The 25,730-nt window shown below is 70.8% G+C and carries 24 protein-coding genes; 7 read left to right on the top strand and 17 right to left on the bottom strand.

From position 1 onward, the window contains the following. Positions 1-669: 669 nt before the first annotated feature. The 4 genes from BMY74_RS23280 to BMY74_RS23265 are packed head-to-tail and all read left to right on the top strand — an operon-like array spanning position 670 to position 4,475. A complete protein-coding gene (locus tag BMY74_RS23280; protein ID WP_245786316.1) occupies positions 670-3,063 on the top strand; it encodes a sensor histidine kinase in 2,394 nt (797 codons plus the stop codon). Beyond that, on the top strand, positions 3,063-3,527 hold the full coding sequence (locus tag BMY74_RS23275; RefSeq protein ID WP_089919694.1) for a roadblock/LC7 domain-containing protein: 465 nt from the start codon (positions 3,063-3,065) through the stop codon (positions 3,525-3,527). Before BMY74_RS23280 ends, BMY74_RS23275 begins: the two co-directional genes overlap by 1 nt. Continuing rightward, positions 3,524-3,901, top strand: coding sequence for a DUF742 domain-containing protein (locus BMY74_RS23270; RefSeq protein ID WP_089919434.1), 378 nt, complete (start codon positions 3,524-3,526; stop codon positions 3,899-3,901). The genes BMY74_RS23275 and BMY74_RS23270 overlap by 4 nt, the downstream gene beginning before the upstream one ends. Next, complete coding sequence (locus BMY74_RS23265) at positions 3,882-4,475, top strand: GTP-binding protein (RefSeq protein WP_089919432.1); 594 nt, start codon at positions 3,882-3,884, stop codon at positions 4,473-4,475. The genes BMY74_RS23270 and BMY74_RS23265 overlap by 20 nt, the downstream gene beginning before the upstream one ends. A 53-nt stretch (positions 4,476-4,528) precedes the next feature. On the opposite strand, the gene BMY74_RS23260 is transcribed toward BMY74_RS23265, so the two are convergent. The 5 genes from BMY74_RS23260 to BMY74_RS23240 all read right to left on the bottom strand — a co-directional run bounded on the left by BMY74_RS23260 (position 4,529) and on the right by BMY74_RS23240 (position 10,481). Continuing rightward, entirely contained in the window at positions 4,529-5,890 is a 1,362-nt protein-coding gene (locus tag BMY74_RS23260; RefSeq protein ID WP_089919430.1) for a tryptophanase, read from the bottom strand. A 24-nt stretch (positions 5,891-5,914) separates the two neighbouring features. Continuing rightward, a complete protein-coding gene (locus BMY74_RS23255) occupies positions 5,915-6,988 on the bottom strand; it encodes a tryptophan dimethylallyltransferase family protein (protein WP_281245000.1) in 1,074 nt (357 codons plus the stop codon). A gap of 399 nt (positions 6,989-7,387) precedes the next feature. Next, positions 7,388-8,347 carry a lysyl oxidase family protein gene (locus BMY74_RS23250; protein ID WP_089919428.1) on the bottom strand — a complete coding sequence of 320 codons (960 nt, stop codon included), beginning with the start codon at positions 8,345-8,347 and terminating at the stop codon, positions 7,388-7,390. Then, positions 8,323-9,657, bottom strand: coding sequence for an NAD(P)/FAD-dependent oxidoreductase (locus BMY74_RS23245; protein WP_089919426.1), 1,335 nt, complete (start codon positions 9,655-9,657; stop codon positions 8,323-8,325). Before BMY74_RS23245 ends, BMY74_RS23250 begins: the two co-directional genes overlap by 25 nt. Continuing rightward, the gene (locus BMY74_RS23240; protein WP_089919424.1) at positions 9,657-10,481 is read right to left on the bottom strand and encodes a glycosyltransferase; all 825 of its coding nucleotides are present in this window, start codon (positions 10,479-10,481) and stop codon (positions 9,657-9,659) included. The genes BMY74_RS23245 and BMY74_RS23240 overlap by 1 nt, the downstream gene beginning before the upstream one ends. 237 nt (positions 10,482-10,718) lie before the next feature. Between BMY74_RS23240 and BMY74_RS23235 the strand changes: the two genes are divergently transcribed. Further along, on the top strand, positions 10,719-12,161 hold the full coding sequence (locus BMY74_RS23235) for a sugar transferase (protein WP_089919422.1): 1,443 nt from the start codon (positions 10,719-10,721) through the stop codon (positions 12,159-12,161). After that, on the top strand, positions 12,140-13,375 hold the full coding sequence (locus BMY74_RS23230; RefSeq protein ID WP_089919421.1) for a putative glycoside hydrolase family 15 protein: 1,236 nt from the start codon (positions 12,140-12,142) through the stop codon (positions 13,373-13,375). The genes BMY74_RS23235 and BMY74_RS23230 overlap by 22 nt, the downstream gene beginning before the upstream one ends. Here the strand turns inward: BMY74_RS23230 and BMY74_RS23225 are convergent. From BMY74_RS23225 to BMY74_RS23185, 10 genes are read right to left on the bottom strand one after another with little or no spacing between them, the layout of a single operon-like run. After that, complete coding sequence (locus BMY74_RS23225; RefSeq protein WP_089919419.1) at positions 13,356-14,453, bottom strand: glycosyltransferase family 4 protein; 1,098 nt, start codon at positions 14,451-14,453, stop codon at positions 13,356-13,358. The genes BMY74_RS23230 and BMY74_RS23225 overlap by 20 nt on opposite strands. Then, the gene (locus BMY74_RS23220) at positions 14,450-15,517 is read right to left on the bottom strand and encodes a glycosyltransferase (protein ID WP_089919417.1); all 1,068 of its coding nucleotides are present in this window, start codon (positions 15,515-15,517) and stop codon (positions 14,450-14,452) included. Before BMY74_RS23220 ends, BMY74_RS23225 begins: the two co-directional genes overlap by 4 nt. Continuing rightward, positions 15,514-16,962 (bottom strand): oligosaccharide flippase family protein, encoded by a 1,449-nt coding sequence (locus tag BMY74_RS23215; protein ID WP_245786314.1) that lies wholly within the window; start codon positions 16,960-16,962, stop codon positions 15,514-15,516. Before BMY74_RS23215 ends, BMY74_RS23220 begins: the two co-directional genes overlap by 4 nt. Continuing rightward, the gene (locus BMY74_RS23210) at positions 16,911-18,161 is read right to left on the bottom strand and encodes a glycosyltransferase family 87 protein (protein ID WP_089919414.1); all 1,251 of its coding nucleotides are present in this window, start codon (positions 18,159-18,161) and stop codon (positions 16,911-16,913) included. Before BMY74_RS23210 ends, BMY74_RS23215 begins: the two co-directional genes overlap by 52 nt. Continuing rightward, positions 18,158-18,298: a hypothetical protein gene (locus BMY74_RS45165; RefSeq protein WP_177229875.1), complete on the bottom strand. Its 141-nt coding sequence runs from the start codon at positions 18,296-18,298 to the stop codon at positions 18,158-18,160. Before BMY74_RS45165 ends, BMY74_RS23210 begins: the two co-directional genes overlap by 4 nt. Beyond that, positions 18,295-19,146, bottom strand: a complete 852-nt coding sequence (locus tag BMY74_RS23205; RefSeq protein WP_089919411.1) for a hypothetical protein — start codon at positions 19,144-19,146, stop codon at positions 18,295-18,297. The genes BMY74_RS45165 and BMY74_RS23205 overlap by 4 nt, the downstream gene beginning before the upstream one ends. Further along, entirely contained in the window at positions 19,143-20,177 is a 1,035-nt protein-coding gene (locus BMY74_RS23200; protein ID WP_089919409.1) for a glycosyltransferase, read from the bottom strand. The genes BMY74_RS23205 and BMY74_RS23200 overlap by 4 nt, the downstream gene beginning before the upstream one ends. Beyond that, positions 20,159-21,331, bottom strand: coding sequence for an O-antigen ligase family protein (locus BMY74_RS23195; RefSeq protein WP_089919406.1), 1,173 nt, complete (start codon positions 21,329-21,331; stop codon positions 20,159-20,161). The genes BMY74_RS23200 and BMY74_RS23195 overlap by 19 nt, the downstream gene beginning before the upstream one ends. Then, entirely contained in the window at positions 21,322-22,266 is a 945-nt protein-coding gene (locus BMY74_RS23190) for a polysaccharide deacetylase family protein (protein WP_089919403.1), read from the bottom strand. The genes BMY74_RS23195 and BMY74_RS23190 overlap by 10 nt, the downstream gene beginning before the upstream one ends. Next, positions 22,263-23,093, bottom strand: a complete 831-nt coding sequence (locus BMY74_RS23185) for a hypothetical protein (protein ID WP_089919690.1) — start codon at positions 23,091-23,093, stop codon at positions 22,263-22,265. Before BMY74_RS23185 ends, BMY74_RS23190 begins: the two co-directional genes overlap by 4 nt. Before the next feature lie 124 nt (positions 23,094-23,217). Between BMY74_RS23185 and wecB the strand changes: the two genes are divergently transcribed. Further along, positions 23,218-24,318, top strand: a complete 1,101-nt coding sequence (gene wecB / locus BMY74_RS23180) for a non-hydrolyzing UDP-N-acetylglucosamine 2-epimerase (protein ID WP_245786313.1) — start codon at positions 23,218-23,220, stop codon at positions 24,316-24,318. Between the two features lie 47 nt (positions 24,319-24,365). Here the strand turns inward: wecB and BMY74_RS23175 are convergent, their stop codons facing one another. Next, the gene (locus BMY74_RS23175; RefSeq protein ID WP_089919399.1) at positions 24,366-24,686 is read right to left on the bottom strand and encodes a hypothetical protein; all 321 of its coding nucleotides are present in this window, start codon (positions 24,684-24,686) and stop codon (positions 24,366-24,368) included. 69 nt (positions 24,687-24,755) lie between these two features. Next, complete coding sequence (locus BMY74_RS23170; protein WP_245786312.1) at positions 24,756-25,409, bottom strand: Crp/Fnr family transcriptional regulator; 654 nt, start codon at positions 25,407-25,409, stop codon at positions 24,756-24,758. Positions 25,410-25,730: the final 321 nt, after the last annotated feature.

Here is a 25,730-nt window from a genome sequence, read left to right as displayed (position 1 = left end):
GTACGGGCAGGAAACGGACAGGAATCGCGCAGAGTGTCGGCGCCCGTGGCGGCGGGTTACCCGGACGGAGTAGTGGCCGTCGCCGTGTGGCCCAGGACACTGCGGCAGGCGGGTGTGCCGCGCCGTAACGCCTGCCCGCCCGTCTCGGCACGGCGATGACCAGCGGAATTGACGCGTTTCGGATGGTGTCGAACGCCAAGATCACGACGGGGTAATGGCGGAGTTGATCACGCTCGGCCGCGAGATCCGCATGCGAAATTCCGAATAAGCGCCGGTGACGGAAAGCAACATCCGGTCGCGCTGCGTTCTTGCTTAGAAGACGCCCCGCGACCGTGTCAAGTTGCCGCTCATTAGGGGGCTCGTTCCCGGTGTCGCGCAACGAAAGCCCAGCTCGGTGGCGCTTTCGTCCACTCGGTCGAGGGGGAGCGCCCCTAGCTGTCAGAACACCTTCCCCCAACGCGACAGGTCACCTGAACTCGGATAGGGGGTGTTGCGCTGCGCATCTGACTGAGTACTCTGCTCTCACCCCTCAAGATCATCGCTGTTGATAGTGTTGATCTTGCAGTGCTATCTTTCCGTCGCCAATTCGGGTGGTCGTGGAGCGTTGTGAAGCTGAAGAACGTGCCTGAGACGAATTACAAGACAATTCGTTCTCGGCTCACTGGTGTCGTGGTGGTTCCCAGCGTCGTCCTTCTGGCCATGTGGGCGCTGTTCTCGTCGTACACGGTGTTCGAGGGTCTCTACCTCCAGCTGGTCGCCTCCGGCGCGCGGGACGCGTCGATCCCCGCCGTGCAGTCCTTCGCGTCGCTGCAGAAGGAACGCGAGCTCAGCATGACGAGCCTGAGCCGTTCCGGCGCGACCTCGTCGGCGTTGCTCAAGCAGCAGCAGGACACCGACAAGGACGTCGAGAAGATGAAGGCGGCCTTCGGCGAGCTCGCCTCGCAGGCGCCGCAGGAGATCGTCGACGGCATCAACAAGCTCAACGGGCTGCTCGACCAGCTGCCGGACCAGCGCGAGCGCCTCGAGTCCGGCAACTCGTCCAAGGACGAGGTCTACCGCTACTACAACAGCGTGCTCGACGCTGGTGGCTCGCTGTTCGGCACGCAGGCCCGCATCGTGCCCGACGCCGAGACCGTGCAGGGCGCGCTGACCGCGTTGCAGGCCTTCCAGGCCTCCGACGCGATGTCGCGGGCCAGCTCGGTCGCCGCCGGTGCCATCGCGGCGGGCAAGTTCACGCCGGAGGAGCACCGCGAGTACGTCAACCTCGTCGGCGCGTACCACTTCACGCTGAACGTCATCGAGCCCGTCGCGCTGCCGGACGTGCGCGAGCACTACAAGCAGCTCACCGGCAGCGCGCCGTACCAGCAGCTGGTGACGTTCGAGAACCGCCTGCTGCAGAACTCGGAACGGCCCGTCGGGCAGCAGGTCACCCTGGCGGACTTCGAGAACGCCACCCGCGCGGTCTCGCAGGAGATCGTCACGATGGTGCAGGAGCAGTCCACCGGCGCCGTCAACATCGCCATGGCGAACGGCAAGGAGAAGTTCACCACCGTCCTCATCGGCTCCCTCATCGCCCTGATCGCGGTCATCGCCGGCATCTTCGTCGCCGTGCGCGTGTCGAACCGACTGGTCAACAAGGCGTTGATCGTCCGCCTGATCAGCCTGAAGAGCGACTCGCTCAAGCTCGCCCACGAGCGGCTGCCGGACATCGTCGAGCGGCTGCGCGACGGCAAGCACGTCGACGTCGCCGCCGAGGTCCCCGCGCTCGACTACGGCAACGACGAGATCGGGCAGGTGGCCGACGCGTTCAACGCCGCGCAGTACACCGCCGTCGCCGCGGCCGTGAAGGAGTCGCAGACGCGTGAAGGCGTGAACCGGGTCTTCCTCGACATCGCGCGCCGCAACCAGGGTCTCGTGCACCGCCAGCTCAAGATCCTCGACAAGCTGGAGCGCGAGGAGGAGAACCCCGACCACCTCGACGCGTTCTTCCAGCTCGACCACCTCGCGACCCGCGCCCGCCGCAACGCCGAGAACCTGATCATCCTGACCGGCGAGCAGCCGGGCAGGCAGTGGCGCAAGCCCGTGCGCATGCTCGACGTCGTCCGCGCCGCCGTCGCGGAGACCGAGCAGTACGCCCGCGTGAAGGTGAACCCGGTGCCCGAGGTCGCGCTGGTCGGCGCCGCCGTCGCGGACACCATCCACCTGATCGCCGAGCTCGTCGACAACGCGACGTCGTTCTCCTCGCCGCGCTCGCAGGTCGAGATCCACAGCAGCGAGGTGCCGCAGGGCCTCGTCATCGAGATCGAGGACCACGGCCTCGGCATCAAGCCCGAGGACCGCGAGCAGCACAACCAGATGCTGGAGGCGCCGCCGGACTTCGAGGCGATGAGGCTGCGCGGCGAGTCCCGCCTGGGTCTCTTCGTCGTCGCCCGGCTGGCCGCGCGCCGCCACATCCACGTCGAGCTGCGCGACTGCCCGTCCGGCGGCACCATCGCGCTGGTCCTGGTCCCGTCCGAGCTGATCGTCGGCGAGGCGGGCGCGGTGGACCCCGCGGACTCGGTGCAGATGCCGAAGCCGACGTTCCGCCAGCAGACGATGCAGCAGGCCGCGCGGTCGCCCGAGGCCCTGGAGGCCGCGGTCCCGCTGCAGGGCGACCTGACGCACGAGTCCCTGCCGGCCGAGCGCCCCACCGAGACGTTCCAGCTGGACGAGTTCTGGGCCGGGAGGGCAGTGGGAAACGGCCACGCCCCAGACCCGGAAAGGGATCTGGACAGCAACAGCGGGCAGCTCGAGCTGCCCCGGGACGACCGCCAGGCAGGCGCCTGGCCGACCGACGACCCGGCGGAAGGTGAGACGACGCGCCAGAACGCCCGGCCCGAGCTGCCGCGCCGGAGGCGGCAGCAGCACCTCGTACCGCAGTTGGCCAACGACGACCTCCGGCCGATGCCCGAACTCGCGGAGTTCAACCCCGAGGAACGGGCGGAACGCACCCGCGACGGCATGGCCGCGTTCCAGCGGGGAACCCGTGACGCCCGCCAGGCCGACGACGTCGTGGAACCGTGATGACGAATACTGAAAGGGCTATTTCCGTGGACGACCTGACCAGCGGGCACCCCGAGCTCAACTGGCTGCTGGAGGACCTCGTCGCGAGAGTGGTCGGTGCCCGGCACGCGGTGGTGCTCTCCGCGGACGGCCTGCTGCTCGCCCACTCTCCCGAGCTCTCCAAGGACGACTCCGACCACCTCTCGGCGATGGCGTCGGCGTTCCAGAGCCTCGCTCGCGGCACCGGGAGACACTTCGGAGGTGGGCAGGTCCGCCAGACCATCGTGGAGATGGAGCGCGCGCATCTCTTCGTCACCGCGGCGGGACAGGGCGCCTGTCTCGCGGTGGTGGGCGACGAGGACGCCGACATGGGCATGATCGCCTACGAGATGAACATGCTCGTGAAGCGCGTGGGCGCCTACCTCTCCTCGGCACCCCGAACAATGGCCTCGCCGAGGATGCCCAACCCCCTCGGGTTGTCATGAGCAACTCCTCCGACTGGTGGTACGACGAGGCGGCGGGCCCCATGGTCCGCCCCTACGCCATGGTGAGCGGTCGCACCAGGCCCAAGCCCGCGGGCGAGGACCTGACCCTCACGACCCAGGTCCGGGCGCTGCGCACGACGACGGACCAGGGCACGCTCTCGGTCGAGCACCTGGAGATCATCAAACTCTGCCGGAAACCGCTTTCCGTGGCGGAGGTCGCCGCCTACCTGCACGCGCCGCTCGTCGTGGTGAAGGTGCTCCTGAGCGACCTCATCCAGCGCGGTGACGTCATCACCAGCAGCCCGTCCACGAAGGTGGTCCCGGTCGACATGAACCTACTCCAGAAGGTGCTCGATGGTGTCCGTGCAATCTGAGCAGGGCAGGGAAGAACTCTCCGTCCCCACCTCCGTCAAGATCGTCGTGGCCGGCGGCTTCGGCGTCGGCAAGACCACGATGGTCGGCGCGGTCAGCGAGATCACGCCGCTGCGGACCGAGGAACTGCTCACCGAGGCCGGCGAGGAGATCGACGACCTCTACGGCGTCGAGGGCAAGACCACGACGACGGTCGCCCTCGACTTCGGCCGCATCACGATCAACCCCGAACTGGTGCTCTACCTGTTCGGCACACCCGGCCAGGACCGCTTCTGGTTCCTGTGGGACGAGCTCGCCATCGGCTCGATCGGCGCCGTCGTCCTGGTCGACACCCGCAGGCTCGACGCGGGCTTCGGCGCGATCGACTTCTTCGAGCGCAGGGGCATCCCGTTCGTCGTGGCGGTGAACTGCTTCCAGGGCAGCCACACCTACACGACCGAGGAGCTGCGCGTGGCGCTGGACGTGCCGGACTCGGTGCCGCTGGTGCTGTGCGACGCCCGCGACCGCGAGTCGTGCAAGGCGGTGCTGGTCCGCGTGATCGAGCACGCGATGAACCGGCTCGACGTGATGGCCTGAAGCAGGCCCGCTGAAGCTCTTGGTGTGCCGCACACCAAGGGCTTCAGCCGTTCCTACGACCTGATCTGCTCCAGCCGGCACCGGAACGGCCGCAGGATCGGCGGCACCTCCGTGAGCCGGTAGCCGGGCACCTGCTCCGGGTCCTTCGCGATGCCCGCCAGCGTCTCCGCCACGTACTCCAGGTGACTGCGGGTGTAGACGCGGCGCGGGATCGCGAGCCGCACCAGCTCGAACGGCGCGGGCGTGAGCAGCTCGCCGGACGGGTCGATGTCGCCGAGGTAGAGCGAACCGACCTCGGCGCACCGGATCCCGCCCGCGAGGTACAGCTCCGACGCGAGCGCGTGGCCGGTGAACCGGCTCGGCGGGATGTGCGGCAGGAGCCTGGCCGCGTTGAGGTAGACCGCGTGCACGCCCGTCGGCCGCACACTGTCCACACCGGCCTCACGCGCGCAGTCCGCGAGGTACGCCGTGGCGTCGGCGCGCTCGCGCAGGTACATCGGGTCGGTCACCTCGACCAGGCCCTGCGCGCACATGTCGAGGTCGCGGCCGGAGAGCCCGCCGTACGTGCTGAACCCCTCGGTCGCGATCAGCAGGAGTTCGCACTGCTTGGCCAGATCGGCGTCCTGCAGCGCGAGCATCCCTCCGATGTGGACGATGCCGTCCTTCTTCAGGCTCAGCACGCACCCGTCGGCGAGCCGGAACGCGAGCTTCGCGACCTCGCGCGGGCTGTGGCCGCGGTAGCGCTCCTCGCGCTGCGTCACGAGCCACGCGTTCTCGGCGAACCGGGCCGCGTCGAGGATGAACGGCACGCCGTGCTTGCTGCACAACGCGCGCACCGCCTCGAGGTTGGCCATCGACACCGGCTGGCCGCCGCCGCCGTTGTTGGTGATCGTGATGAGCACCAGGCCGACGTCCTCGGGCCCGTCCAGCAACGCCTCCAGTGCGACGAGGTCGATGTCGCCCTTGAACGGCACGTCGCTGTCGAAGTCGGCGAAGGCCGGTGACGGGAGGTCGCGGACCACGCCGCCCGCCAGTTCCACGTTCGCGCGGGTGGTGTCGAAGTGCGTGTTGCTGACCGAGATCTGCCCGGGTTTGAGCAACGCGCTGAACAGGATGCGTTCGGCGGCGCGGCCCTGGTGCACGGGCAGGATGTGCTCGTACCCCGTGAGGTCCGAGGCCACCTCGCGGAACCGGAACCAGGAGCGCGAGCCCGCGTACGTCTCGTCGCCGCGCATGCCGGCGGCCTGCTGTTCCGCCGACAACGCGCCGGTGCCGGAATCGCTCAGCAGGTCGATCGTGACGTCTTCCGCCGTCAGGTTGAACTGGTTGTACCCGGCCTCGGAGTAGCGGCGTTCCCGGTGTTCACGGGTGGTGATGGGAATGGGCTCGACGACCTTGATGCGGTACGGCTCCACGGCGGTGGCCTTTCTGGTGCAGCGCTAAGCGGATAGTGCTTTGGTGCGGGGCGGCGTGACGTCGTACGCCTCCGACGACAGGTAGACCGAGACACCGGGCTTCGGTCTGCCGAGCCGCAGCGACACGTGGGCGATCAGGCCGACGCCGTCCCCGAGCGGGCGCTGGACGAGGCTCGCCAGCGCCATCACGAACGGCGTCGTGTCGAGCCCGCACCTGGCCATGATCGCCAGGACGCGCTCGCACGCCTCCAGGTCGTCCTGCACGTAGTCCCGCACCGGGATGTAGAGGGAGTAGCCGCTGGGCCGTTCCGTGTCGCCGGACAGGAAGGTGTAGCTCGACATCAGCGGACGCCGGGAGAACGGCCCCGTGCCGCCGCAGGCGAGCTCGCAGACGTCGGCGAGGATCACCGGGTCGACCTCGGGCACCGCCGCCGCGGCGCGCACCACGTCCGCGACCACGGCGTCGTCGTGCGCGACGTAGGTCTTCACCCGCGCCCGGTTCTCGTCCATGAGGTCGAGGGCGAAGAAGGAGAACCGGTCGAGTCCCTCCCGCCGCAGCGCGTGCTCCCGCACGGCCGGCAGGGCCGCGCTCAGGCCGAGGCGGGACAACGCCTCGCCGACCAGTGCGGTCGCGCTCTCACGGCCGCGCACGTCGGGGTTGAGGTAGACCTTGACGGCGGGAGGCGCACCCGGCCCGACGATCAGCGAGTACCAGAACGCGAACGCGCCCTGCGGGTCCTCGGGAAGGAACAGGTCGCGGACCAGGTCGAGCTGCCGCAGCCGCACCTGGTGCCGTTCGGCCAGCCCGTCGAGCACCCGCAGCGCGGCGGTGACGTTGGCCTGCCGGCCGGGCCGCTCGGCGAGCGACTCGATGATCATGCGCACGGCGGGGGGTTCGTTTTGAGCCAAAGCCACCGAGAATTCGACCGGGGTGTGGTCGTCGGCGACCGATGAGGGCCAATGGGGAACCGCGGAGAGGGGAAGCCGGGAACCGGGGCCTAATGCTTCACCCAGCAGTTTTGTCGCGCTTTCGGCTGAGTTCGTTAAACCGACAGCGCGAAGCAGGTCGTGTAGTTGTCCGATGGCGAAATCGTGCAACGAGACGGATGGCGCGCTCAAGATGGGGCACTCCTGATCGGCCGGGGAATCAGGTCGGCTTGCAATCCCTGACGGGGTGGAATCGCACCGTGAATTCTCTCAAGCGGCCACATGCCCAGGTCAAGAGCCAAGGGGGTTGCATACGACACTCTCCACTGTGATGAAGATTGCACCACTCGGTCTATTGACTCGGTTGTTTGAGCCTGCCATTGAGCGCAATTGCGTCTGCGCGTATGGGTGTGCTATGTGCACCTGATGTCGGTTTCGCAGAGTAAGGTTTGTGCCATTGGCGGCCGATATGGTAGCGAGACCCGCATCCCGCCCGTTTGTCCCGGTACAAAAGAAAACGGGGGTGTCCGCCGGAGCGAACACCCCCGTTCGGGGTTGTTTCGGAACTGATCAGCCGCGCGACTTCGCACACCGCGCTTTGCCGGGGCAACTGCGGATCATGCGCACCGAAGGGGCCTCGTCGATCGTGGCGGGCGGGTTCACCGCGCCTCCCGGCCACTGCACCGAGATCGCGATCGACGCCGCGTTGTTGTCGTAGTTCTTCTCCAGCAACGCGCGGTCGGCGTTCACCACGTTCACGACGTCGTAGGTGCCGGACTTCACGTTCGTGAGGTCCAGCCACTGGAAGTCGACCTCGTGCTTGTAGTCGTCGCCCGACCCGACCGAGATCCCGAACATCACGTCCAGTGCGGACGGGTTGTGGTGCTCGCACATGTGACCGCGAAGCCGTTGTGCCAGCTTGCCTTCCGGGCTCTCCGGGTCGGACGGCCGGTGCTCCAGGTCGTCGGACACCGTGTACCGGTCGCCGATGCAGAAACCGTTCTTGCGGTCCGTCACGACCACGCCGCCGTCGGGCGTGCGCAGCTGGAAGTACTCGAAGTTGAGCAGGTGCCAGTGCGTGTGCGTGGGCGCGGGCTCGTAGTAGGCGCTGGAACGGGTCTCGCGCCCGGCCTCGTTGTACGACCCGGCGATCGAACCGTCCACACCGGACTGAACCGCCTGGCGCACGTTCATCGTCGGGGTGGCGGTGCTGTCGCGGTGCGCGTGCAGCAGCAACGGGCCGTCGCCCACGTTGTCGATCGAGGTGGTGAACCGCAGGCGCACGGCCTGGGCCCTGCCACCACCGCGGTTCATGCACTTGCCGCGCGGCGCCGAGGCGTCCTCCACGAGGCAGACGTCCCAGGCGCGGCACAGCAGCGGCGCGCCGTCGTGCCCGCCGGGACAGCCGATGGGCGCCTGGCGGAGGTCGGGCAGCAGCGGTGCCGGATCGGCCTGGACGTGCTGGGAGGAGACCAAGTTGACCGCGGTGATCGTCAGTGCTGCGATCACCGCGCCGATTCTGCTGACCATGCGGTGTTCTCCTGTGTCGAGGAACTCCTGGCGTCGCGCAGGAGTGCGTCCGTCACGGAGTTGGAGAGCTCGACGCTCGAGTTCCAGCTCGTGACGTTGGGGTAGACGTGGGCCGTGGTGGCGAGCCGCAACCGGGTGCCGGGCACCTCGACGGGCGGGCGCTGCGCGAGATATCCCAGCGGGTAAACCGGTTCGACGAACGGCGCCTTGAACACGCGCACCTCGTCGACGTCGTCCGGCGTCAGTCCCTCATGGATGCTCAGCAGCTGCTCGGTCCAGCGGCGGGCGATGCTGTCCGAGTCCTCGCGGTACAACGCCGACTCGCGGTCCGTGTAGTGCATGACGTACACGAGGTGCCGGTCGCCGTAGCGCTCCGAGCCGGTGAGCGGCGTCATCTCGATCACGCCGTCGAAGTCCGTGCCCGAGCGGATCACGGGCGCCCAGTAGTGGCCGGACAACGGCTTGCGCAGGAAGAACAACGTGTTGACGACGCCCTGGTAGGGCAGCCGGACCTCCGGCAGCCGCGGCGCGAGGTCCGGGTCCGCGATGGACCGCAACGCGGGCAGCGGAACGGTGGAGACCGCGTGGTCCGCCTCGATCGTCTCGCCGTCGATCAGCGTGACCAGCACTCGGTCTTCCGTCGCCTCCAGCCTGCCGACGGGAGCGGAGGTGCGGACCTCGCCGCCGTGCGCCTCGATGGACGCCTTCAGCGCGTCGATCACGCTCTTGTAGCCACCGGCGGGGTAGCCGCGCACCGACTCGTTGCTCTCGCGGCCCAGGCGCTGCCACACGTAGAGCGCGGGCACGTCGCCGAACGCGGAGCCGAACTTCGCGCCGAACAGGGGAGCGAGCAGCAGCTCCCAGATCCTGTCGCCGTACAGGCCGCGCAGCCAGTCCTCGGTGCGCAGGTCGTCGAGGTCCTTGCCCTTGCCCAACCGGCGCAGCAGCAACGAGACCACGCCGAAGCGGATCCGGTCCGCGAAGCTCAGCGGGCGGAACCGCAGCAGGTCGAGCGCCGAGTTGAACGAGCGGTGCTCGCCCTCGACGACCATGCCCATGGTGGTCGGTTTCCAGGCCACGCTCTCGCGCAGGCCGACCTCGTCCAGCAGCGCCAGCAGGGCCGCGTCGGTCGGCATCACGCAGTGGTAGAAGCGTTCCACGGAACGGCCCTGCGAGGTGAAGAACGTGCCGAGGCCACCGAGCTGGTCGCCTGCCTCGAGGAGGGTCACGGCGAGGCCCTCGCGGGCGAGCCGGTGGGCGGTGGCGAGGCCGCAGATGCCCCCGCCGACGACGACAACGCGCTGGGGCATCAGAGCTTCCGGAACGGAACGGGCGCGAGGCGGTCACGCGTGAGCAGGAGCAGGTACTGCTTGAGGGTGCGGCCGAGCCGGAGCTTGCTGGCGCCGGGCTTGCGGTCGTAGCGCAGGTGCAGCGGGATCTCGCTGACGATCGGACCGCAGTGCCGCAACTTCAGCAGGAGCTCGACCATGCAGGCGAACCCGCGTTCCTCGACCAGGCGCTCGCCCCAGTGCGCGGCGGCCCGGCGCAGCAGGCTCACCCGGTACGCGCGGAAGCCGCTCGTGAAGTCCTGGACGCCGTCGAAGTGCAGCACCTTGCCGAACACGACGCGGGCGCCGCGCGAGAGCAGCCGCCGCCACTGCGGGGCCGTCGAGTCGTCGCCGCCCGCGACGAACCGGGAGCAGATCACGACGTCCGCGCCGGCCTTGATCTCGGCCAGCATCGCGGGGAACACGCCGGGGTCGTGCGTGTCGTCGGCGTCCATGACGATCAGGACGTCGTCGGGCGCCGCCTCGGCGAGCGCGGCCATCAGTCCTGATTGGACGGCCTGGCCGAGGCCGAGGTTGACCGGGTGCGTCACCAGCCGGACGTCGAGCCCGCGCACGTCCGCCGTGCAGGCCCCGGTGCCGTCGGACGAGCCGTCGTCGACGACCCACACCGTGATCCGGGGGGCGAGGTCGGTGCCCGCGATGCGCGCCAGCAGCGACGGGAGCGCCACGGCCTCGTTGTAGGCGGGCAGGACGACGTGGACGTCGCCGCACGTGCTGATCGGTTTCTGCACGATGGCGACGGGCTCACCGGCCGAATGCCGGATGCCGTGTTCGTCGACTCTCACTCTGGCGCCCCCTCTTCGGTGGCTCGTGGTTGGTGGCGTGAATTATTGACACCGCGTGCTAAAGCTTGGAGGCGGCCCTGGGTGAGTTCAGGGCAGGAACAACGTCGAAACCTCACCATTCGCGTTCACGCGTGACACCGAAGAGGGATATTGATACCTGAAGAGATGATTTCTCAGCGCTCATTCACTCTTTCGTGCACTCTCGCGGCTCTAACTCCTTCGATCGGATGATCTTCCATGAGGCGATTCTCGGCGGTTGCCGTTCCAGCAGACCCGCTCCTCACCCACGAGGCTGAGCTCCTGCGGCCCGCGCAACGGCCCCTCAAGCCGTCCTCGGTGGGCCGCGACGTGCTCAGCCGGGTGAACGCGGTCGCTGTCCTGCTCGCCTTCGCGGACCTCGCGGCGCTCGCCCTGGTGTGCGTGCGGCACGACCTGGGGTGGGGCTGGAGCACCGCGGTCGTGGCCTCGGTGGTCACGATCAGGGGGACGTGGCGGCTCTACCGGCGGCGGCTGTGGCTGTCGTGGCTGCAGGACCTGCCCCGGTCCGCCGCGAGCACCGCGCTGGCCTTCGCGCTGCTGTCCGGCGCGAGCCTGGTCAGCGGCTCCGACCAGGTCGCCCTCTCCGCCGTGCAGTGGGCGATGATCGAGTTCGCGCTGGTCATCGAGCCCGTGAGGTGGGCGGTCTTCGCGTTTGGGCGGTGGTGCCGGCGCCGGTTCGACCGCTGCGACCGCACGATCATCGTCGGCGCGGGCGAGGTCGGCGTGAACCTCGCCAAGACCATGCTGGAGCACCCCCAGTTCGGCCTGCGGCCCGTCGCGTTCGCCGACTCGGGCCCCGACCCCGACCGGCGGCCACCGCTGCTCGAGGTGGTCGAGGGCGACCTGGCGGACGCGATCGTCCGGCTCAAGGCGGGCACCGTCGTGCTCGCGTTCTCCCACACCCGCGACTCACCGCTGGTCGAGGCCGCGATCACCGCGCACCGGCTCGGCTGCTCGACGCTCGTCGTGCCCCGCATGTACGAGCTGCACCCGGACGGCCCCGGCATCGAACGGCTGCGCAGCTACCCGCTGATGCGCCTCGGCACCGCGCCGACCAGCAGGCCGACCTGGTGGATCAAGCGCGCCGCCGACCTCGTGCTGGCGGCGTTCGCGCTGGTCGTGCTCTCGCCGGTGATCGGGCTGTGCGCGCTAGCGGTGCTGGTCGAGAGCGGCCGGCCGCTGTTCTTCCGGCAGGTCCGCGTGGGCATGGACGACCGCACGTTCACGCTCTACAAGATCCGCAGCGTCCGGCAGACCGGTGAGGACGACTCGCAGTCCACGTGGTCGGTCGTCGGCGACTCGCGGGTCGGGCCGGTCGGCCGGTTCCTGCGCCGCACGTCGCTCGACGAGCTGCCCCAGTTGTGGAACGTGCTGCGCGGCGACATGTGCGTCGTCGGGCCGCGCCCGGAGCGTCCCGGTTTCGTTCGCGAGTTTTCCGCTATTCACGAGCTATATTGGGCGCGCCATCGCGTTCCGACCGGCTTGACGGGACTCGCTCAGGTGCACGGACTGCGAGGTGACACTTCCATCGCCGACAGGTCTCGGTACGACAACTACTACATCGCGAATTGGTCGTTGTGGCTTGACCTGAGGATTCTACTGATGACAGCGGGTGAGTTGTGTTGTCGGAGAAATCGCTGATTCGTCGATTCGCCGTTGTCGCCTTCGTACTTCTTTCGAGTGCATGTGCGGTCAGCGCCGCCGAGTCGGACCCGATCATCACGGGGCCGATCCCGAAGGCCCTGGCCCCCTGCGCCTGGTGGTACGGCATCGGCGACTCGCCCTCGGCGTGGGAGATCAGAGCCGCCGCGAAGCACTACGACGTCGTGGTGCTCAACGCGTGGGAGACGGCCGCCATGCGGAAGCTCCACGAGCTCAACCCCGAGGTCAAGGTTCTGGTGTACAAGGACTTCTCCAGCACCCGCAACTACAGCGGCGCGGTCGAGGGCGACCGCGACGCCCAGTACCTGCCGACCGGGATCGGGTACAACGCCGCGGAGCGCACGCCGGGGTGGTTCGCGATCAGCACGCTCGGGCAGCGCATCGAGTGGAACGGCTACCCGAAGCACTGGCAGATGACGGTGTGGGACCCGGCCTACCAGAAGGCCTGGGCGGACGCCGTGGTCAGCGAGGTGCTGCGCGAGGGCTGGGACGGCGTGCTGGCGGACAACGACTTCAGCTCCCTCAAGTACTACTCGTCGTCCGTGATCGCGGGCACCGCCGACGCCGCGGGCTCGGACCGGCTGCTGCGCGACGGCCTCGACGGCATGCTCGAACTGACCGGCGACGCCCTGGAGAAGGCGGGGAAGATGCTCGTCCCCAACGTCTCGGAGTCGCAGCTGACACCGGGGCGGTGGTCGGCGCACTCCCGGTACGCGGGCGCGATGGAGGAGAACTTCGGCCTGCGGGGCGACGACGGCACCGGCGAGCTGATCACGTTCCAGGGCAACCAGTTCAAGGAGCAGCGCGCCCAGGCCGCGCTCGGCGAGTCGTGGCTGCTGCTGATCACGCACACGAAGTCGGACAGGGAGGAGCGGGTCGGGTACGCCTCGGCCGCGCTCCTCGCGAGCCCGCACACCTGCTGGACCAGGGCCCAGCCCGACTACAAGAACCCGTACTGGTCGACGTACCAGGACGCGCGGCTCGGCGAGGCGGTCGAGACGGCGAACCGGCTGCCGAGCGGGGTGTGGAACCGCCGCTACTCGAACGGCTGGGTGGCCGTGAACCCGACGAAGACGTCCGTGCTGCTGACGCCTCCGCCGGGCCTCGTGACGCTGCGCGGCGAACCGGTGCCGCCCCAGCTCGACCTGCCGGCCGCCGACGCCGTGGTGCTGGTCAACGGTCCGCGGCGGTGAGCCTGCGGTAGAGGTCGAGGTGCCTGCGGGCGCAGACCTCCGGGGTGAACCGCTCCCGTGCCCTCGTGGCGAGCCGGTCCCCGGTGCTCGCGGGATCGGGATCCGCGAAGAGCTCCTTCAGCCGTGCGGCGAGCGCGGGCACGTCACCGGGCTTCGGGCAGTCGTCGCCGGGGATGCCCAGCATGTCCGCGACCCCGCCGGTGTCGGTGGCGACGACGGGTTTGCCCGCCGCCATGGCCTCCGCGACCACGAGCGGCTGCTGCTCCATCGTGGACGGCAGCACCAGGGCGTCGTGGTCGAGCAGCAGTTCGGGGACGTCGCCGCGGAACCCCAGGAACCGGACCCTGTCCCCGAGTCCCCTGCGCGTGACGCGGCCCTCCGCCTGAGACCTCTGTGGACCGTCGCCGACGATCGTGAGCGTCGCGTCCGGCGGCATCGTGGTCTCGAGGGCGTCCAACAGGTTCAGCAGACCTTTGCGCTCGACGAGCAGGCCCACGAAGATCAGTTTGCGCACCGGCCGGGCGGGCGGGTTCGCGGCGCCGACCTCCACGCAGTTGTCGATGTGCGTCATGCGGTGCGGTGGCACGTAGAGGCGTTCGCGCAGGAACCTGCCCATCTCCCTGGCGGGGACGACCGTGCGGTGCACGACGCGGGCGACGGCGGCGTCGGCGGCCAGCACCGCCCTGGTGTAGGCCGGGGGAGGGGTGGCGCCGCGGACGTTGCGGAACCACGGCTCGGCCACGTCGTCCGGCACGCCGTGGTAGGTGTGCACGATCTTGGTGCCGGTGGTGGCGAGTGGCGCGCTGACCAGTCCGGAACGGCGGTCCTGGGCGTGCACGAGGTCCGGGCGCCACGCCTTGATGGCCGCGCGCGCCTGCCTTGCCGCGGCCATGTCCCCCTTGCGCACCACCAGGGTCTCTTCGAAGAACGGGTCGATCAGCTCGGCGCCGCGCCTCGGCCGCGGGCCGAACACGCGCACCTCCGCCTCACCCGACTTGGCCAGTGCGGCGGCCAAGCGCACCGTCACGTCCACCGGGCCACCGCTGTCCTGTGTGAGCAGGTAGGCGATCCGTGTCATCGTCGTCCTTCCTCGGTGACGAGCCTCGCGGTGAGCGTCACGATCTGATCGGTCATGCGGTCGAGGTCGAACAGGGTCTCAGCCCTCTGCCGGCCCCGTTTCCCCTCCGCCGCGGCGAGTTCGGGGTCGGCGAGCCTCAGCGCAACCGCTTGCGCCAACGCCTTCACGTCGCCGGGGGGCACCACTTCACCCGCGTCGCCGATGCTCTGCGCGACTCCCTCGACGTCGAACGCGACGACCGGGCGCCCGCACGCCATGGCTTCCAGCGGCACCAGCGCCATGCCCTCGGCGCGGGACGGCAGGACCACGACGTCGGCCTCGGCGTAGTGGGTGTGGACGGCGTCGCTGTGGCCGTGCCAGCGCACGTGGGGGTGGTGCCGTGCCTGGAGTCGTGCCGCCATCGGACCGTCGCCGACGATCAGCAGTTCGGCGTCCGGGACCTTCCCGAGCACGTGGGGCCAGGCTTCCAGCAGCAGGTCCTGGCCCTTCTGGTGGGCCAGCCTGCCGACGCATACCGCCGTGGGGGTGTCGGTGGTCTTGGCCCGCGGGGCCAGGCGTCGGGTGTCGACGCCGTTGCAGACGACCTCGGCTCGTGCGGTGACTACGGCTTCCCGGCCGGCCTTCAGCTCGTCGTCGCTGACGCAGAGGAGCAGGCTCGTCCAGCGGGAGGCCTTCGCTTCCCAGAACCGGCAGGCCCTGCTCAGTGCTCCGGTGGCGACGCGGAACGACCACAGGTGCGGCTGGAAGATCGTGGGGACGCCGTTGCGCACGACGAGCCTCGCCAGACCGGCTTTGGAGCTGTGCAGGTGGACGACGTCCGGGTTCAGCCGCCGCAGGATCTTCCGCAGGGCCCTGAGTTCCAGCGCGGTGCGGGGCCCGGGGCTGCGGGTCGCCTGCCAGGGGAGTAGCGGGATCCCGGCTTCGTGAGCTCGTTCCGGCAGCCATCCTTCTGCGGGGCAGGCGATGCTGACGTCCCAGCCCCGGTCCCGCTGGGCCCTGGCGAGGGCCAGGACCACGACGGCGACGCCGGCCTCGACCGGTTGCGTCACGTGGACGATCTTCACGCGCGCTCCTTCAGTCCGATGAGGACGGTGCGGTTCAGGGGGAGGGCGATCGCGCAGTAGGCGGTGAGCAGCACGAGCCCGGTGGTGACGAGGCCCGCGAGGCCGGTGCTGCCGGGCAGGACGGCGCTGATGGCCCAGCAGGCCGCCGCCGCGCCGCCGACGCTCGAGATCGCGCGGACCGGGAGGGGGAATGCGAGGCCGTTGCGCCGGAGCACCAGCCAGGTCACCGGGACCAGCAGCCACACGACGGTCACCTGGGTGATCGCGACCGCCGCCGGGCCGTGTCCGGTGGTGAACACCAGCGCGGTCAGCAGCAGGACGAGGTGGGTGGCTTCGAGGGCGAGGTACTGGCGGGCGTGACCGGCGGCCCTGATCACCTGGTACCAGACGTGCAGCAGGCCGAGGCCGAACCCGTAGCCGCAGAGGAGGGCGAGGAGCCGTGCCGCGCCGGCCCACTGCTCGCCGAGGACCACGATCCCGTGGGCGGACAACGCGACCGTCGTGTAGAGGCCACCGGTGATCACCAGGGTCGCGGTGGTGAAGCGCTCTAACGTGGCCGGCAGCTGGTCGGACCGTCCACTCCGGACGAGTCCGGCGCAGATCGGGAACAGCACCCCGCCCAGCACGACCGCGATCATGATGTACGGCACCCAGGCGATGCGGAAGGCGAGGCTGTAGCCGCCCACCGCCTGCGGCCCGAGCACGTGCCCGATCGCGAGGTAGTCGACGTTGATCAGCAGCACCGCGATCAACGCCCCCGGCCCCACGACCACCAGCCAGCGGGTCGCCTCCGCCGCGGCGTCTCGGTCCCACACCGGCCGGATCCGCGCCCCGGCCACGGCGGCCAGCACGGGTTGGGCGACCGCGGTGCACAGCAGGCCCCAGACGAGTGACGACGGCCCGGTTCCCCGTGCCGCCAGCGTGACGGTGACCGCGGCGCCGAGGAGCATGCCGCCCGCGTCGGGGAGCATGCGGCGCCGGAAGTCGAGGTCGCGGTGCATCAACGCCATCTGCACCCCGCCCGCCGCGGTGAACGGCAGGGTGAGCGCCGCGAGCCGCAGCATCCCGGCCGCGTCCGGAGCCCCGAGCGCGGCGGCGAGCGGGCCGGCGGTGGCGACGAGCACCGCGGCGAGCACCGCGCCCGCCGCGACGCTCATCGTGAGCACCGTCCCGGCCGTGGTGAGGGGATCACGGGTCGTGCGGCTGACGATGTCGTAGACACCCATCGCCTGGACGACCTGGCCGATGTTGACGAGCGACACGACCAGGGCCACCGCGCCGAGATCGGCCTCGGTGAGGAACAGGGCGAGCGCGAGGGTCACCACGACCTGGCTGCTCTTGCTCACCAGGTTGACCGCGAAGAGCCACAGCGACCCCCGCACCGCCACGTCCGTCATGCGGCGCGCCGGACGTGCCGCACCGCGAACACCGCGAGCACCAGCCACGCCGCCACCAGCGCCACCCCGTCCAGCGTGACGCTCGCCCGCGCGCCGAGCAGGCTCTTGACGGCCGTGTCGACGAAGTAGAGGTGCGCGAACGGAACCACGACCAGCAGTGCGGCGACACCGGCCCACCGCCAGTGGCTGTCCTTGCGCCGCCGCCACGCCACGACCGCGAGCGCCACCAACGCCGGAACCGCGATCAACACGTCACCCGGCTGGTGCACGAGCGCCACCACGATGCCGAGGCACACCAGCAGATCCGCCGCCGGGGTGCCGTTCTCGGTCCGGTCGAGCCGGCGGGCGAGCAGTGCCGTCACCGCGAGAACTCCGCACAGCGCCAACAGTTCTGCCGCAGGCGGCAGCCACCCGGTCGTCCGGAAGAACACCGCGGGCAGGTCGACGCGCTGGGCCGTCATCGAGTCGACCGCGCCGTACCCGGTGCTGCTGGCCCACTCGAGGTTGCGGGAGATGACGTCGAGGAACTCCTTGACCCCACCGCCCCGCACGACCAGCAACGCCGCCACGGGAAGGCTGGCCACCGCCGCGATGCCGGTGCCCAGCAGCGCGACCCTGCGGTCACCGCGCACGAACAGCAACACCGCCAGCGGGAGCCCGAACTGCGGCTTCAACCAGGCCAGCGCCAGTGCCGCGGCCGCCCATCCAGGACTCTTCGCGCGCAGCAGCAACGCCCCGGCCACGCTGACCGCGATCAGCGGGTTGACCTGCCCGATGTACATCTGCGCCTTGCCGACCTGGCTCGTCACCAGCAGCGTGGCGATCACGACGCCGCCCGCGACGACCGGCAGCCGGGCGCCGTTCGCGGCCATGACCGCGAGGCCGACGAGCAGCACCAGGCACGCCAGGGCGAACGCCACCGCGCCCACCCGGTACTCCGGCAGCGCGAACGGCAGGTGCAGCACCAGGTGGTAGGGCTGGTAGAGGTTGAAGTTCTGCCGCACCGGCCAGTGGTCGAACATCACCGCCGGGTCGTACGGGTTGCCGCCGCCCAGGAACTCGCGGACGGGGAAGTAGAGCGCGTCCCGGAAGTCCTGCATGCGTTCTTCGGGGAGGTTCTGCTCCGTCGGGAGCGGAACCTCCCACGAGGGCTTGAGGGCGCGGAAGGCGCTGAGGGCACCGGCGAGGGCGACCAGGGCGACGCCGAGGGTCCTGGCGAGGCCGGCCCGGTCGGTCGTGGAGATCATTCCGGCATCACCGCCACCACGATGGCGGCCGAGGCGAGCGCGACGACCGCGGCCAGCACCGCGAAGCCCACCGCGGCGAGCACCGCGGGGATGCTGTCGCTGCGCAGGAGCGCCGCCCAGCGCGAGGAGAGCGTCACGCCAGCACCACCGCCACCAGCACCGAGGACTTGGGCAGCACCGCCAGCGCCGTGGCCAGGTCACCGCGCCCCGCCCGGTCACCGGACGCGACGGCGATCACCGCCGTGCCGTCCGCAGGCTCGGAGGCCTTGTCCGGCAACGCCCGCGCGAGCGCCTCCGCCCGTTCCACCAGCGACGGGCTCACCGGCAGCACCCGCACCGGACGTGCCGCCGCCACGCACAGCGCCGCGAGCCGCTCGGTCAGGCCGGGGTCGTCGTCGGCGGCCACGACGACCGGGTGGCCGATCCCCGCGGCGGCCAGCGACGTCCGGACGTTGCCCCGCAGGCGGCGCAGCGCCACCACGGCCACTCCCGCGATCACCGCGGCGACCAGGGCGAGTCCGGTGGCGAGGCGCCAGTCCGGCGACACCTGCGTGGTCTCGGGACGCGGGTCGACCAGCCGGAAGCGGGCGGCCGGGGCGAGCAGGTCCGCCTCGACCACGGCCCGCGCCACCGCCGTGACCGCCGCCGAGGCGTGGTCCGCGGAGTCCGCGCGCACCGAGATCCGGGCCACGCCGGACGCCGGGACCAGTTCGACCGCGATGGCGTCGGCCAGGCGCTCGGGCGTCGTGCCCGCCGCTCCGGCCGCCGCGTCCAGCACGGACGGGCTGCGGACCAGTTGCACCACGGCCGGTGCGGCGAGGGAGGTGACCTCGCCGAACTGGGCGCTGTCGGCCGCGACGGGGGTCGCGAGCAGCGTCAGCCTGCCCTCGGTCACGCCGTCGCGCATCGCCACGGCCAGCAGCACGGCCGCGCCGACCACCACGGCGGCCAGCACGCCTTCCAGCACAGCTCTGGGAGCCTTCATCGTCCCTCCAGGACGGTACGAAGCAGTTCGTCGTAGGACTTCATCAACGTGTGCGCGTCGGCCGAGCCGTCGTGCGAGGCGGCCACCGCCCGCGCCGCGGGGGACTGGAGCAGGCCGCGCAACGCCTTCGCGGTCCGCGCGGGGTCGCGGCGGGGCACCAGGACCCCGCCACCGCCGGACAGCACCTCGCGCACACCGTCCACATCGGACGCCACGACGGGCCGGTCCGCCGCGAGCGACTCGAGCAGCGCGATCGGCATGCCCTCCCAGTCGCTGGTGAGCACGGTGACGTCCGCCGCCTCCAGCAGGTCGCGCACGTCGGTGCGGGTCCCCAGGAAGCGGACCCGGCCGTCGGCGCGCGACTCCAGTTCGGAACGCAGGCTGCCGTCGCCCGCGAGCCACAGCTCGGCGTCGCCGGGGACCTGCGCCCACGCGTCGAGCAGCACGTCGTGCCGCTTCTGCGGTTCCAGCCGGGCCGGGCACAGCGCGACCGGCACGTCCGGAGGCGTTCCCAGCCGGGCGCGCACGGTCGTGCGGTCGGCCGACGGGGGAGTGGGGAACACGGCGTTCGGGATCACGACCACGGACCGGAGTCCGGCGCCGGTCAGCTTGGCCGCGGCGGCGGAGGCGACGGCCACGACCGTCGACGACACCCGGTTCAGCACCCGCACCGCACCGGGCACGTCCGTCTCGGCCACGCCGTGGAACACCGTCACGACGGGCCTGCGCGCGGCGGCGAGCCGGGCGACGAGCGAGGCGGAGACGTTGTGCGCCAGCACGACGTCGGGCCGGAAGCGGCGCACGGCCACCCGGACCGCCCACGTCGCTCGCAACACACCGAGCGGCGACCGGCGCGCCACCGGCACGTCGAACGTGGGAACCCCACCGGCCCGCACCGACTCGAGGCGGAACCCGGGACCGCTCGCGACCGCGGACTCCCAGCCGACGTCACCGCCCGCGAGCGCCATGCCGGCCACGAGCGCCTCCGCGCCGCCCGCGCCCATCTCGCTGATCACGTGGAGAACGCGCATCGACTCTCCTTCAGTGAACGCTGCTCGATCGCGACGGCGAGGGCGACGAGCGACCACAGCGGCAGGTAGTACTGCTCGGACAGGAAGATCGAGGCGATCAGCACGGCGATCAGCGCCGCCTGCACGGCGACGGCCTCACGCCGGTCCGCCCCGCGGCGCAACGCCCGTTCGCTCGCCACGAAACCGATGGCGACGAACGCGATCAGCAGCGCGAAACCCGGCACGCCGAGCTCGGCGGCGACCTCGAGGAACATGTTGTGCGCCACCGGGGTCTGCTCGTCGATCTCCGCGTTGTGCCCGGCCGCCGCGTACTCCTGGCGGAACCCGCCGGGCCCGACGCCGAGCAGCGGGTCGTCGGCGAGCATCCGGGAGGCCGCCTGCCAGCGCAGCACCCTCGTGTCCGCGTTGGTGCCCGCGATGTGGCTCTTCTCCTGCAACGCCCGCGACAGCTCGGCCTGCGCGGCCGAGGCGAACACCAGTGCCGCCACGCCCGCGACGGCGGCGGTCACGGCCACCGCGCGCACCGGGATGCCGCGCCGGACGACCAGCCACACCAGCGCGCACCCCAGGGCGAGCCCGCCGCCCCGGGAGAACGTCGCCGCGGCACCGGCCACGAGCACCGCGCCCAGCACCAGCGACACGACCCGCGACCGGCCGCGAGCGGGCAGCGCGACCAGCAACGGCAACGCCGCCACGAGGAAGAACGCCAGGTCGTTGGGGTCCTCCACCGGCCCGGTGGCGCGCAGCGACCCGCCCACCAGGCTCAGCAACCCGCCCGCGGCCGCGACGACCGCGCCGGCGACCGCCGCCGCGAGCAGCGCGCGGACCGGCACCTCCCGCGCGGCCACGTCGGCGAGCACCACCGCGATCACCAGGAACGGCACCCACCGCACCAGGTACTCCAGCGTGAACGGCTCGGCCACGTGCACCGCGGAGGTCGCGAGCAGCACCACCGCCAGCAACGCGATCACCAGGTGCAGCGGGTGCGCCGCGGGCAGCCGCCGGTGCCGGTACAGGGAGAACAGCCACACGCCGATCAGCAGAGCGGGCACGACCTTGGCCGACTGCCCGTGCACCTGCAGCAGGTACCCCTCGAGCGGGGCCAGTGCGACCGTGCCGCAGGCGAGGACGCGCAGCAGGACCGTCAGCCACATGCGACGGGATCCCGTTCGCGCAACCGGGAACCCGTGACGCGCTCGACGTGCTCGCCGGTGCCGACGACGTCGAAGTGCCTGCGCAGCAACGACAACACCCACCCGAGCAGCGCGACCTTCTCGGCGCCGGGCACGGCCATGCCGGGGAAGAACTCCATCCCGGGCGCCTCGGCTCCGGACAGCACGTCGGTCGGGTGCAGCAGCAACGACGGGGAGACCTTGCGCGCCAAGCACAACCGCAGCGCCGTGCGGAAGTAGCCGCGGGCCAGCCGGGGCGAGATCTGGTGCAGCTGCAACAGGTAAGCGCCGTGGATCGGCACCCGCAGCAACGGCATGGTCGTCACCGGCAGCTCGACGACCCCGTTGCCGCGCCAGCGGAACGCCGTGTTGGGCGCCTTGACCTTGCCGAACCCGCCGAACAGGTCCTCGCCGCCGTCCGTCGATCCGGCGGTCCGGTTGTGGTAGGCGCGGGCCAGCGGGCCGATCCACGTCGGCAGCACGCTGGCGTCGTAGACGTACCCGCGCCGCGCGAGCACGTCGAGCAACGCGGGCGTGACGCTGTACCCCGGGCCGCGGAACCCGACGGGTCGCGGTGCCCCGGCGGCCATGATCGCCTCCTCGGCGCGCATGACCTCCTTCTCGACCTCCTCGTCGGAGAACCGGTGCAGCCACGGCTGGTGCCAGAACGAGTGGTTCGCGATCTCGTGGCCCGCGGTCACGAGCGACGACACCGCCTCGGCGCCGTCGTCGCGTTCCGCGTCCGCGCCGACGACGAAGACCGTGGTGGTCAAACGTTGTTCGCCGAAGACGTCCAGCAGCCTCGGCACCGCGGACGGCAGGAAGCTCGGCCTGCTCTCCCAGCGCGGGTCGCCGTGCGTGCGCAGGTACGCCCAGAGGTTGTCGAGGTCCAGCGACACGCTGGCGACGGGCTTCACCGCTCACCTCTGGCGGACACGAGCTCGGCGGCGGGCCTGCGCGCGGTGGACCCGAGCACCAGCACACCGGACACCACGAGCAGGATCCCCAGCGCGACCCACCACTCGCGGCCGGGCGTGATCCGGTCGCCCATCACCGCGAGCCCGGCGGCCGCCCCGAGCACGACGCTGGTCGCGTCCATCGACGCCACCGCGGAGGTGGCCGAACCGCGCTGCAACGCCGTCGCGAGGCACGCCTGCCCGACGAACGCGGCGATCACCATCACCCACGTGAGCGGGTGCAGCACCAGGTCGAGCAGCGGCTTGCCGGAGACGTTGCGCGCGGCCACCGCCACGACGGCGAACGCGACACCGGCGAGCACCGGCGTCAATGCCTTGAAGACCCGTGCCAGTGGCAGCACCGCGAGCGTCAGCACCCCCAGCACGGCCAGCGCCGGCACCAGCGGGAGCTCGCGGGCCTCGGACGGCGCCGCGGCGCCCGTCAGCAACAGCAGGCCGCACGCCATCACCGCCAGCACGGCGATCTCGACGCGCCGGATCCGCCAGCCGAGCAGCAGCACGCCGATCACGGTGGCGAGGCCGACCGCGGACGACGAGCCCGCCTGCACCAGGTAGAGGGGCAGTTCCTCGCGGGCCAGGAACGCGAACAGGAAACCGCCGACCTGACCGGTGAAACCCAGCAGGTACAGGCGATCCGAGGCGAGGCGGGCGAGCAGCCCCACCCCGGCGCCGGGACGTTCGTCGGCCCTCCGCGCGGCGACGGTCTGCGCGACTATCCCCAGGCCGTACAGGACAGTGGACACAGCGAGTGCCAGATGACCGGACATGAGCGCGGACATTACGACACGCTTGTGCCCCAACACTTTCGAGCGATATCCCAGGCAACTCTTTCGAGTGAACGTGAGCGGCTTTCGCCCCGATTCGTCAAGATCGATGAAGTACCTTGCCGCGGTGCGGGAAACGAACACCGTGACGATCGTCTGCGGCACAAGACCGGAACTGATCAAACTCGCGCCGCTCGTGGAACACCTCGGCAGCGCGTGCACCATGATCTACACCGGCCAGCACTACGACCGCTCGATGTACTCGCTCATCCGCCGTGATGTGCCGGAACCGGGCGGCTTCCACGAACTGCGGCTCGGCGGCCTGCGCCGGGGCGACCAGCTCGGCCGCGCCGTCTCGGCCGTGGACGAGGTGCTGGCCTCCGAACGGCCTGCCGCCGTGGTCGTGCAGGGCGACACGACCTCCGCGCTCGCGGGGGCGTTGGCCGCCAACGCCTGCGACGTGCCGCTGGTGCACGTGGAGGCGGGCCTGCGCAGTTACGACCGCGCGATGCCCGAGGAGCACAACCGCGTGCTCATCGACCACCTCTCCGACCTCTGCTGCGCGCCGACGTCGTTGAACCGCGACAACCTCCTGGCCGAAGGCGTCGCCGGCAGCCGCATCGCGGTCACCGGCAACACCGTTGTGGAGGCACTGGCCCACGCACTGCCCTCGCCCGACGAGGAGGACGCCGTCCTCGGCGACCTGGGCCTCAAGCACGACGGCTACGTCCTCGCGACGATCCACCGCCCCGAGAACGTCGACGACGCCGCGAACCTCGAGACCGTCCTGCGCCAGCTGGGCGAGCTGCCGCTCCCCGTCGTGCTCCCGCTGCACCCGCGCACGGCCCAGCGCGTCACCGCGTTCGGCCTGGGAGCGCTGCTGCACGGCCTGCAGGTCATCGAACCCCAGCCGTACCGCCCTTTCCTCGCCCTGGCCCACGCCTCCGCCGTCATCGTGTCGGACTCGGGCGGGATCCAGGAGGAGGTGAGCGTGCTCAAGCGCCCGGTCGTGGTCGTGCGGCGCAGCACCGAACGCCCGGAGATCGAGGGCACGTTCGGCACCCTCGTCCCGCCCGGCCCGCTCGTGAGCACCGCGGTGCTGCGCTGGCTCGACGACGTGGAATCCCACCGCGCGGCACTGCGCGAGATCCCCTCGCCGTACGGAACGGGTTCTCCGTCGGCACGCATCGCGTCGGCGGTGCGCACGATGCTGGAGTCCGCCCGCTGAGCCGGGCGGTGTGGCCGCGCCCCCCTACGCCGCGGCCACACCTGGTCTCAGAGCCGCACCAGCGTCATCGGCTGGTCCGGACCGACCTCCTCGGCGGCGGGCTCGTCGGACGCCGGCACCCGCAGCGCCCGTCCGGACGCGAAAACGGACTGCCAGGTGTCCCACACGGCGATGAGCGCCGCGGACAGCACCACCGACGCGGCGACGGCGAGCACGCCGTCGTCCTCGAGCAGCACCACGGCGGCGACGACCGCCCAGAGTTCGACGGCCGTGAAGACGACCGCGAACAGCACCCGTTCGGTGTGCTTGCGGCGTGCGCGCGCCATCTGCTTGCGGGAGCCGGGTTCCGGCACGGTGTGGCGCTTCATGGTCTCTCCCCTGGTGACTGCTGGTGGCCTGTGCACCAAGGGAACCGCGACCACGCCGCAACGTCTGCGTCAAATGCCGCAGACCGCGCGCAGTTCGTCCTCGCGCAGGATCTCCACGTGCGAGCGCCGGGTGGCGATGATCCCGGCCTCCCGCAACGTTTTCAAGGCCCGCACCAGCGTCTCGCGCGAGATCCCCGCGATGGCCGCGAGCTCGCGCTGGCTCAGGGGCACGGTCGCGATCATGTCGCTGACGTCGCGGTGCGCGAGCCCGAGCAACACCCCCGCGACCCGCTGCAACGACGGCCCGGTCCGCAGGTCCTGCTGGTCACCCGCCGCCCGGGCACGTGACACCACGACCCGCAGCACGGCCCACACGACCCGCGGATGCCTTTCACACAGCCGGATGAAGGCGGCGGCGGTGATCAGGATCCCCTCGACGTCGTCGACCGCCGTGATCGTCGCCGACCGCCCCTGCCCGTCGATCGCCGCGACCTCACCGATGATGTCACCGGCCCCGCGCACGGCCAGCAAGGTCTCGTCGCCGTTGAGCGCGAACCGGCTGACCCGCACCCGCCCCCGCGACACGACCAGCACGTTCCGCGTCTCGTCCCCTTGGTGGCAGATCACGGTGCCGGGGCCGAACGTCCTGCGGGTCGCCGCCGCCAGCATCGCCGCGCGTTCGGTCTCGTCGAGCATCCCCCAGAACGACCGGCCGATCCCCATGCTTCCATGATTCACGGAACAGCTCGGCGGTCACTGCCCCGATCGATCTAATCGCACCCCGTTCGCACCGGTGCGCGTAACGGTCCGCCACGACCTCCCGAAAATCCCGGCGGGGCACGCCCGTGCCCGCTGCTCTCATCGGCTGAAATCTCCGGCGGAGCAGTCCGAGTGCTCCTCGGTGTGAAGGGAATCCTGCTGTAGTAACGCACGAGTGTCTGCTGTGCGAGATCCCGCGGGGTGGAACCGGGCCTTGTGCGTCAAACGGCGCGCAGCCCGGCCGGGTCGGTCTGGTACACGACGAATCGGCTCGCCGGCAGCCGC

Source organism: Lentzea albida (genome assembly GCF_900111005.1).
Lineage (GTDB): Bacteria > Actinomycetota > Actinomycetes > Mycobacteriales > Pseudonocardiaceae > Lentzea > Lentzea albida.
Note: the sequence above shows the minus strand (reverse complement) of the source record. Positions and strands in the feature narration are given on the sequence as shown.

Bases quoted from the DNA above. Each gene is read 5' to 3' on its own strand.
- BMY74_RS23245 (WP_089919426.1), bottom strand. From the start codon at position 9,657: ATGCCCCAGCGCGTTGTCGTCGTCGGCGGGGGCATCTGCGGCCTCGCC.
- BMY74_RS23265 (WP_089919432.1), top strand. From the start codon at position 3,882: ATGGTGTCCGTGCAATCTGAGCAGGGCAGGGAAGAACTCTCCGTCCCC.
- BMY74_RS23210 (WP_089919414.1), bottom strand. From the start codon at position 18,161: ATGATCTCCACGACCGACCGGGCCGGCCTCGCCAGGACCCTCGGCGTC.
- BMY74_RS23170 (WP_245786312.1), bottom strand. From the start codon at position 25,409: ATGGGGATCGGCCGGTCGTTCTGGGGGATGCTCGACGAGACCGAACGC.
- BMY74_RS23225 (WP_089919419.1), bottom strand. From the start codon at position 14,453: ATGACACGGATCGCCTACCTGCTCACACAGGACAGCGGTGGCCCGGTG.
- BMY74_RS23250 (WP_089919428.1), bottom strand. From the start codon at position 8,347: ATGGTCAGCAGAATCGGCGCGGTGATCGCAGCACTGACGATCACCGCG.
- BMY74_RS23200 (WP_089919409.1), bottom strand. From the start codon at position 20,177: ATGCGCGTTCTCCACGTGATCAGCGAGATGGGCGCGGGCGGCGCGGAG.
- BMY74_RS23185 (WP_089919690.1), bottom strand. From the start codon at position 23,093: ATGTCCGGTCATCTGGCACTCGCTGTGTCCACTGTCCTGTACGGCCTG.
- BMY74_RS23270 (WP_089919434.1), top strand. From the start codon at position 3,524: ATGAGCAACTCCTCCGACTGGTGGTACGACGAGGCGGCGGGCCCCATG.
- BMY74_RS23205 (WP_089919411.1), bottom strand. From the start codon at position 19,146: ATGAAGGCTCCCAGAGCTGTGCTGGAAGGCGTGCTGGCCGCCGTGGTG.
- BMY74_RS23175 (WP_089919399.1), bottom strand. From the start codon at position 24,686: ATGAAGCGCCACACCGTGCCGGAACCCGGCTCCCGCAAGCAGATGGCG.
- BMY74_RS23235 (WP_089919422.1), top strand. From the start codon at position 10,719: ATGAGGCGATTCTCGGCGGTTGCCGTTCCAGCAGACCCGCTCCTCACC.
- BMY74_RS23275 (WP_089919694.1), top strand. From the start codon at position 3,063: ATGACGAATACTGAAAGGGCTATTTCCGTGGACGACCTGACCAGCGGG.
- BMY74_RS23195 (WP_089919406.1), bottom strand. From the start codon at position 21,331: ATGTGGCTGACGGTCCTGCTGCGCGTCCTCGCCTGCGGCACGGTCGCA.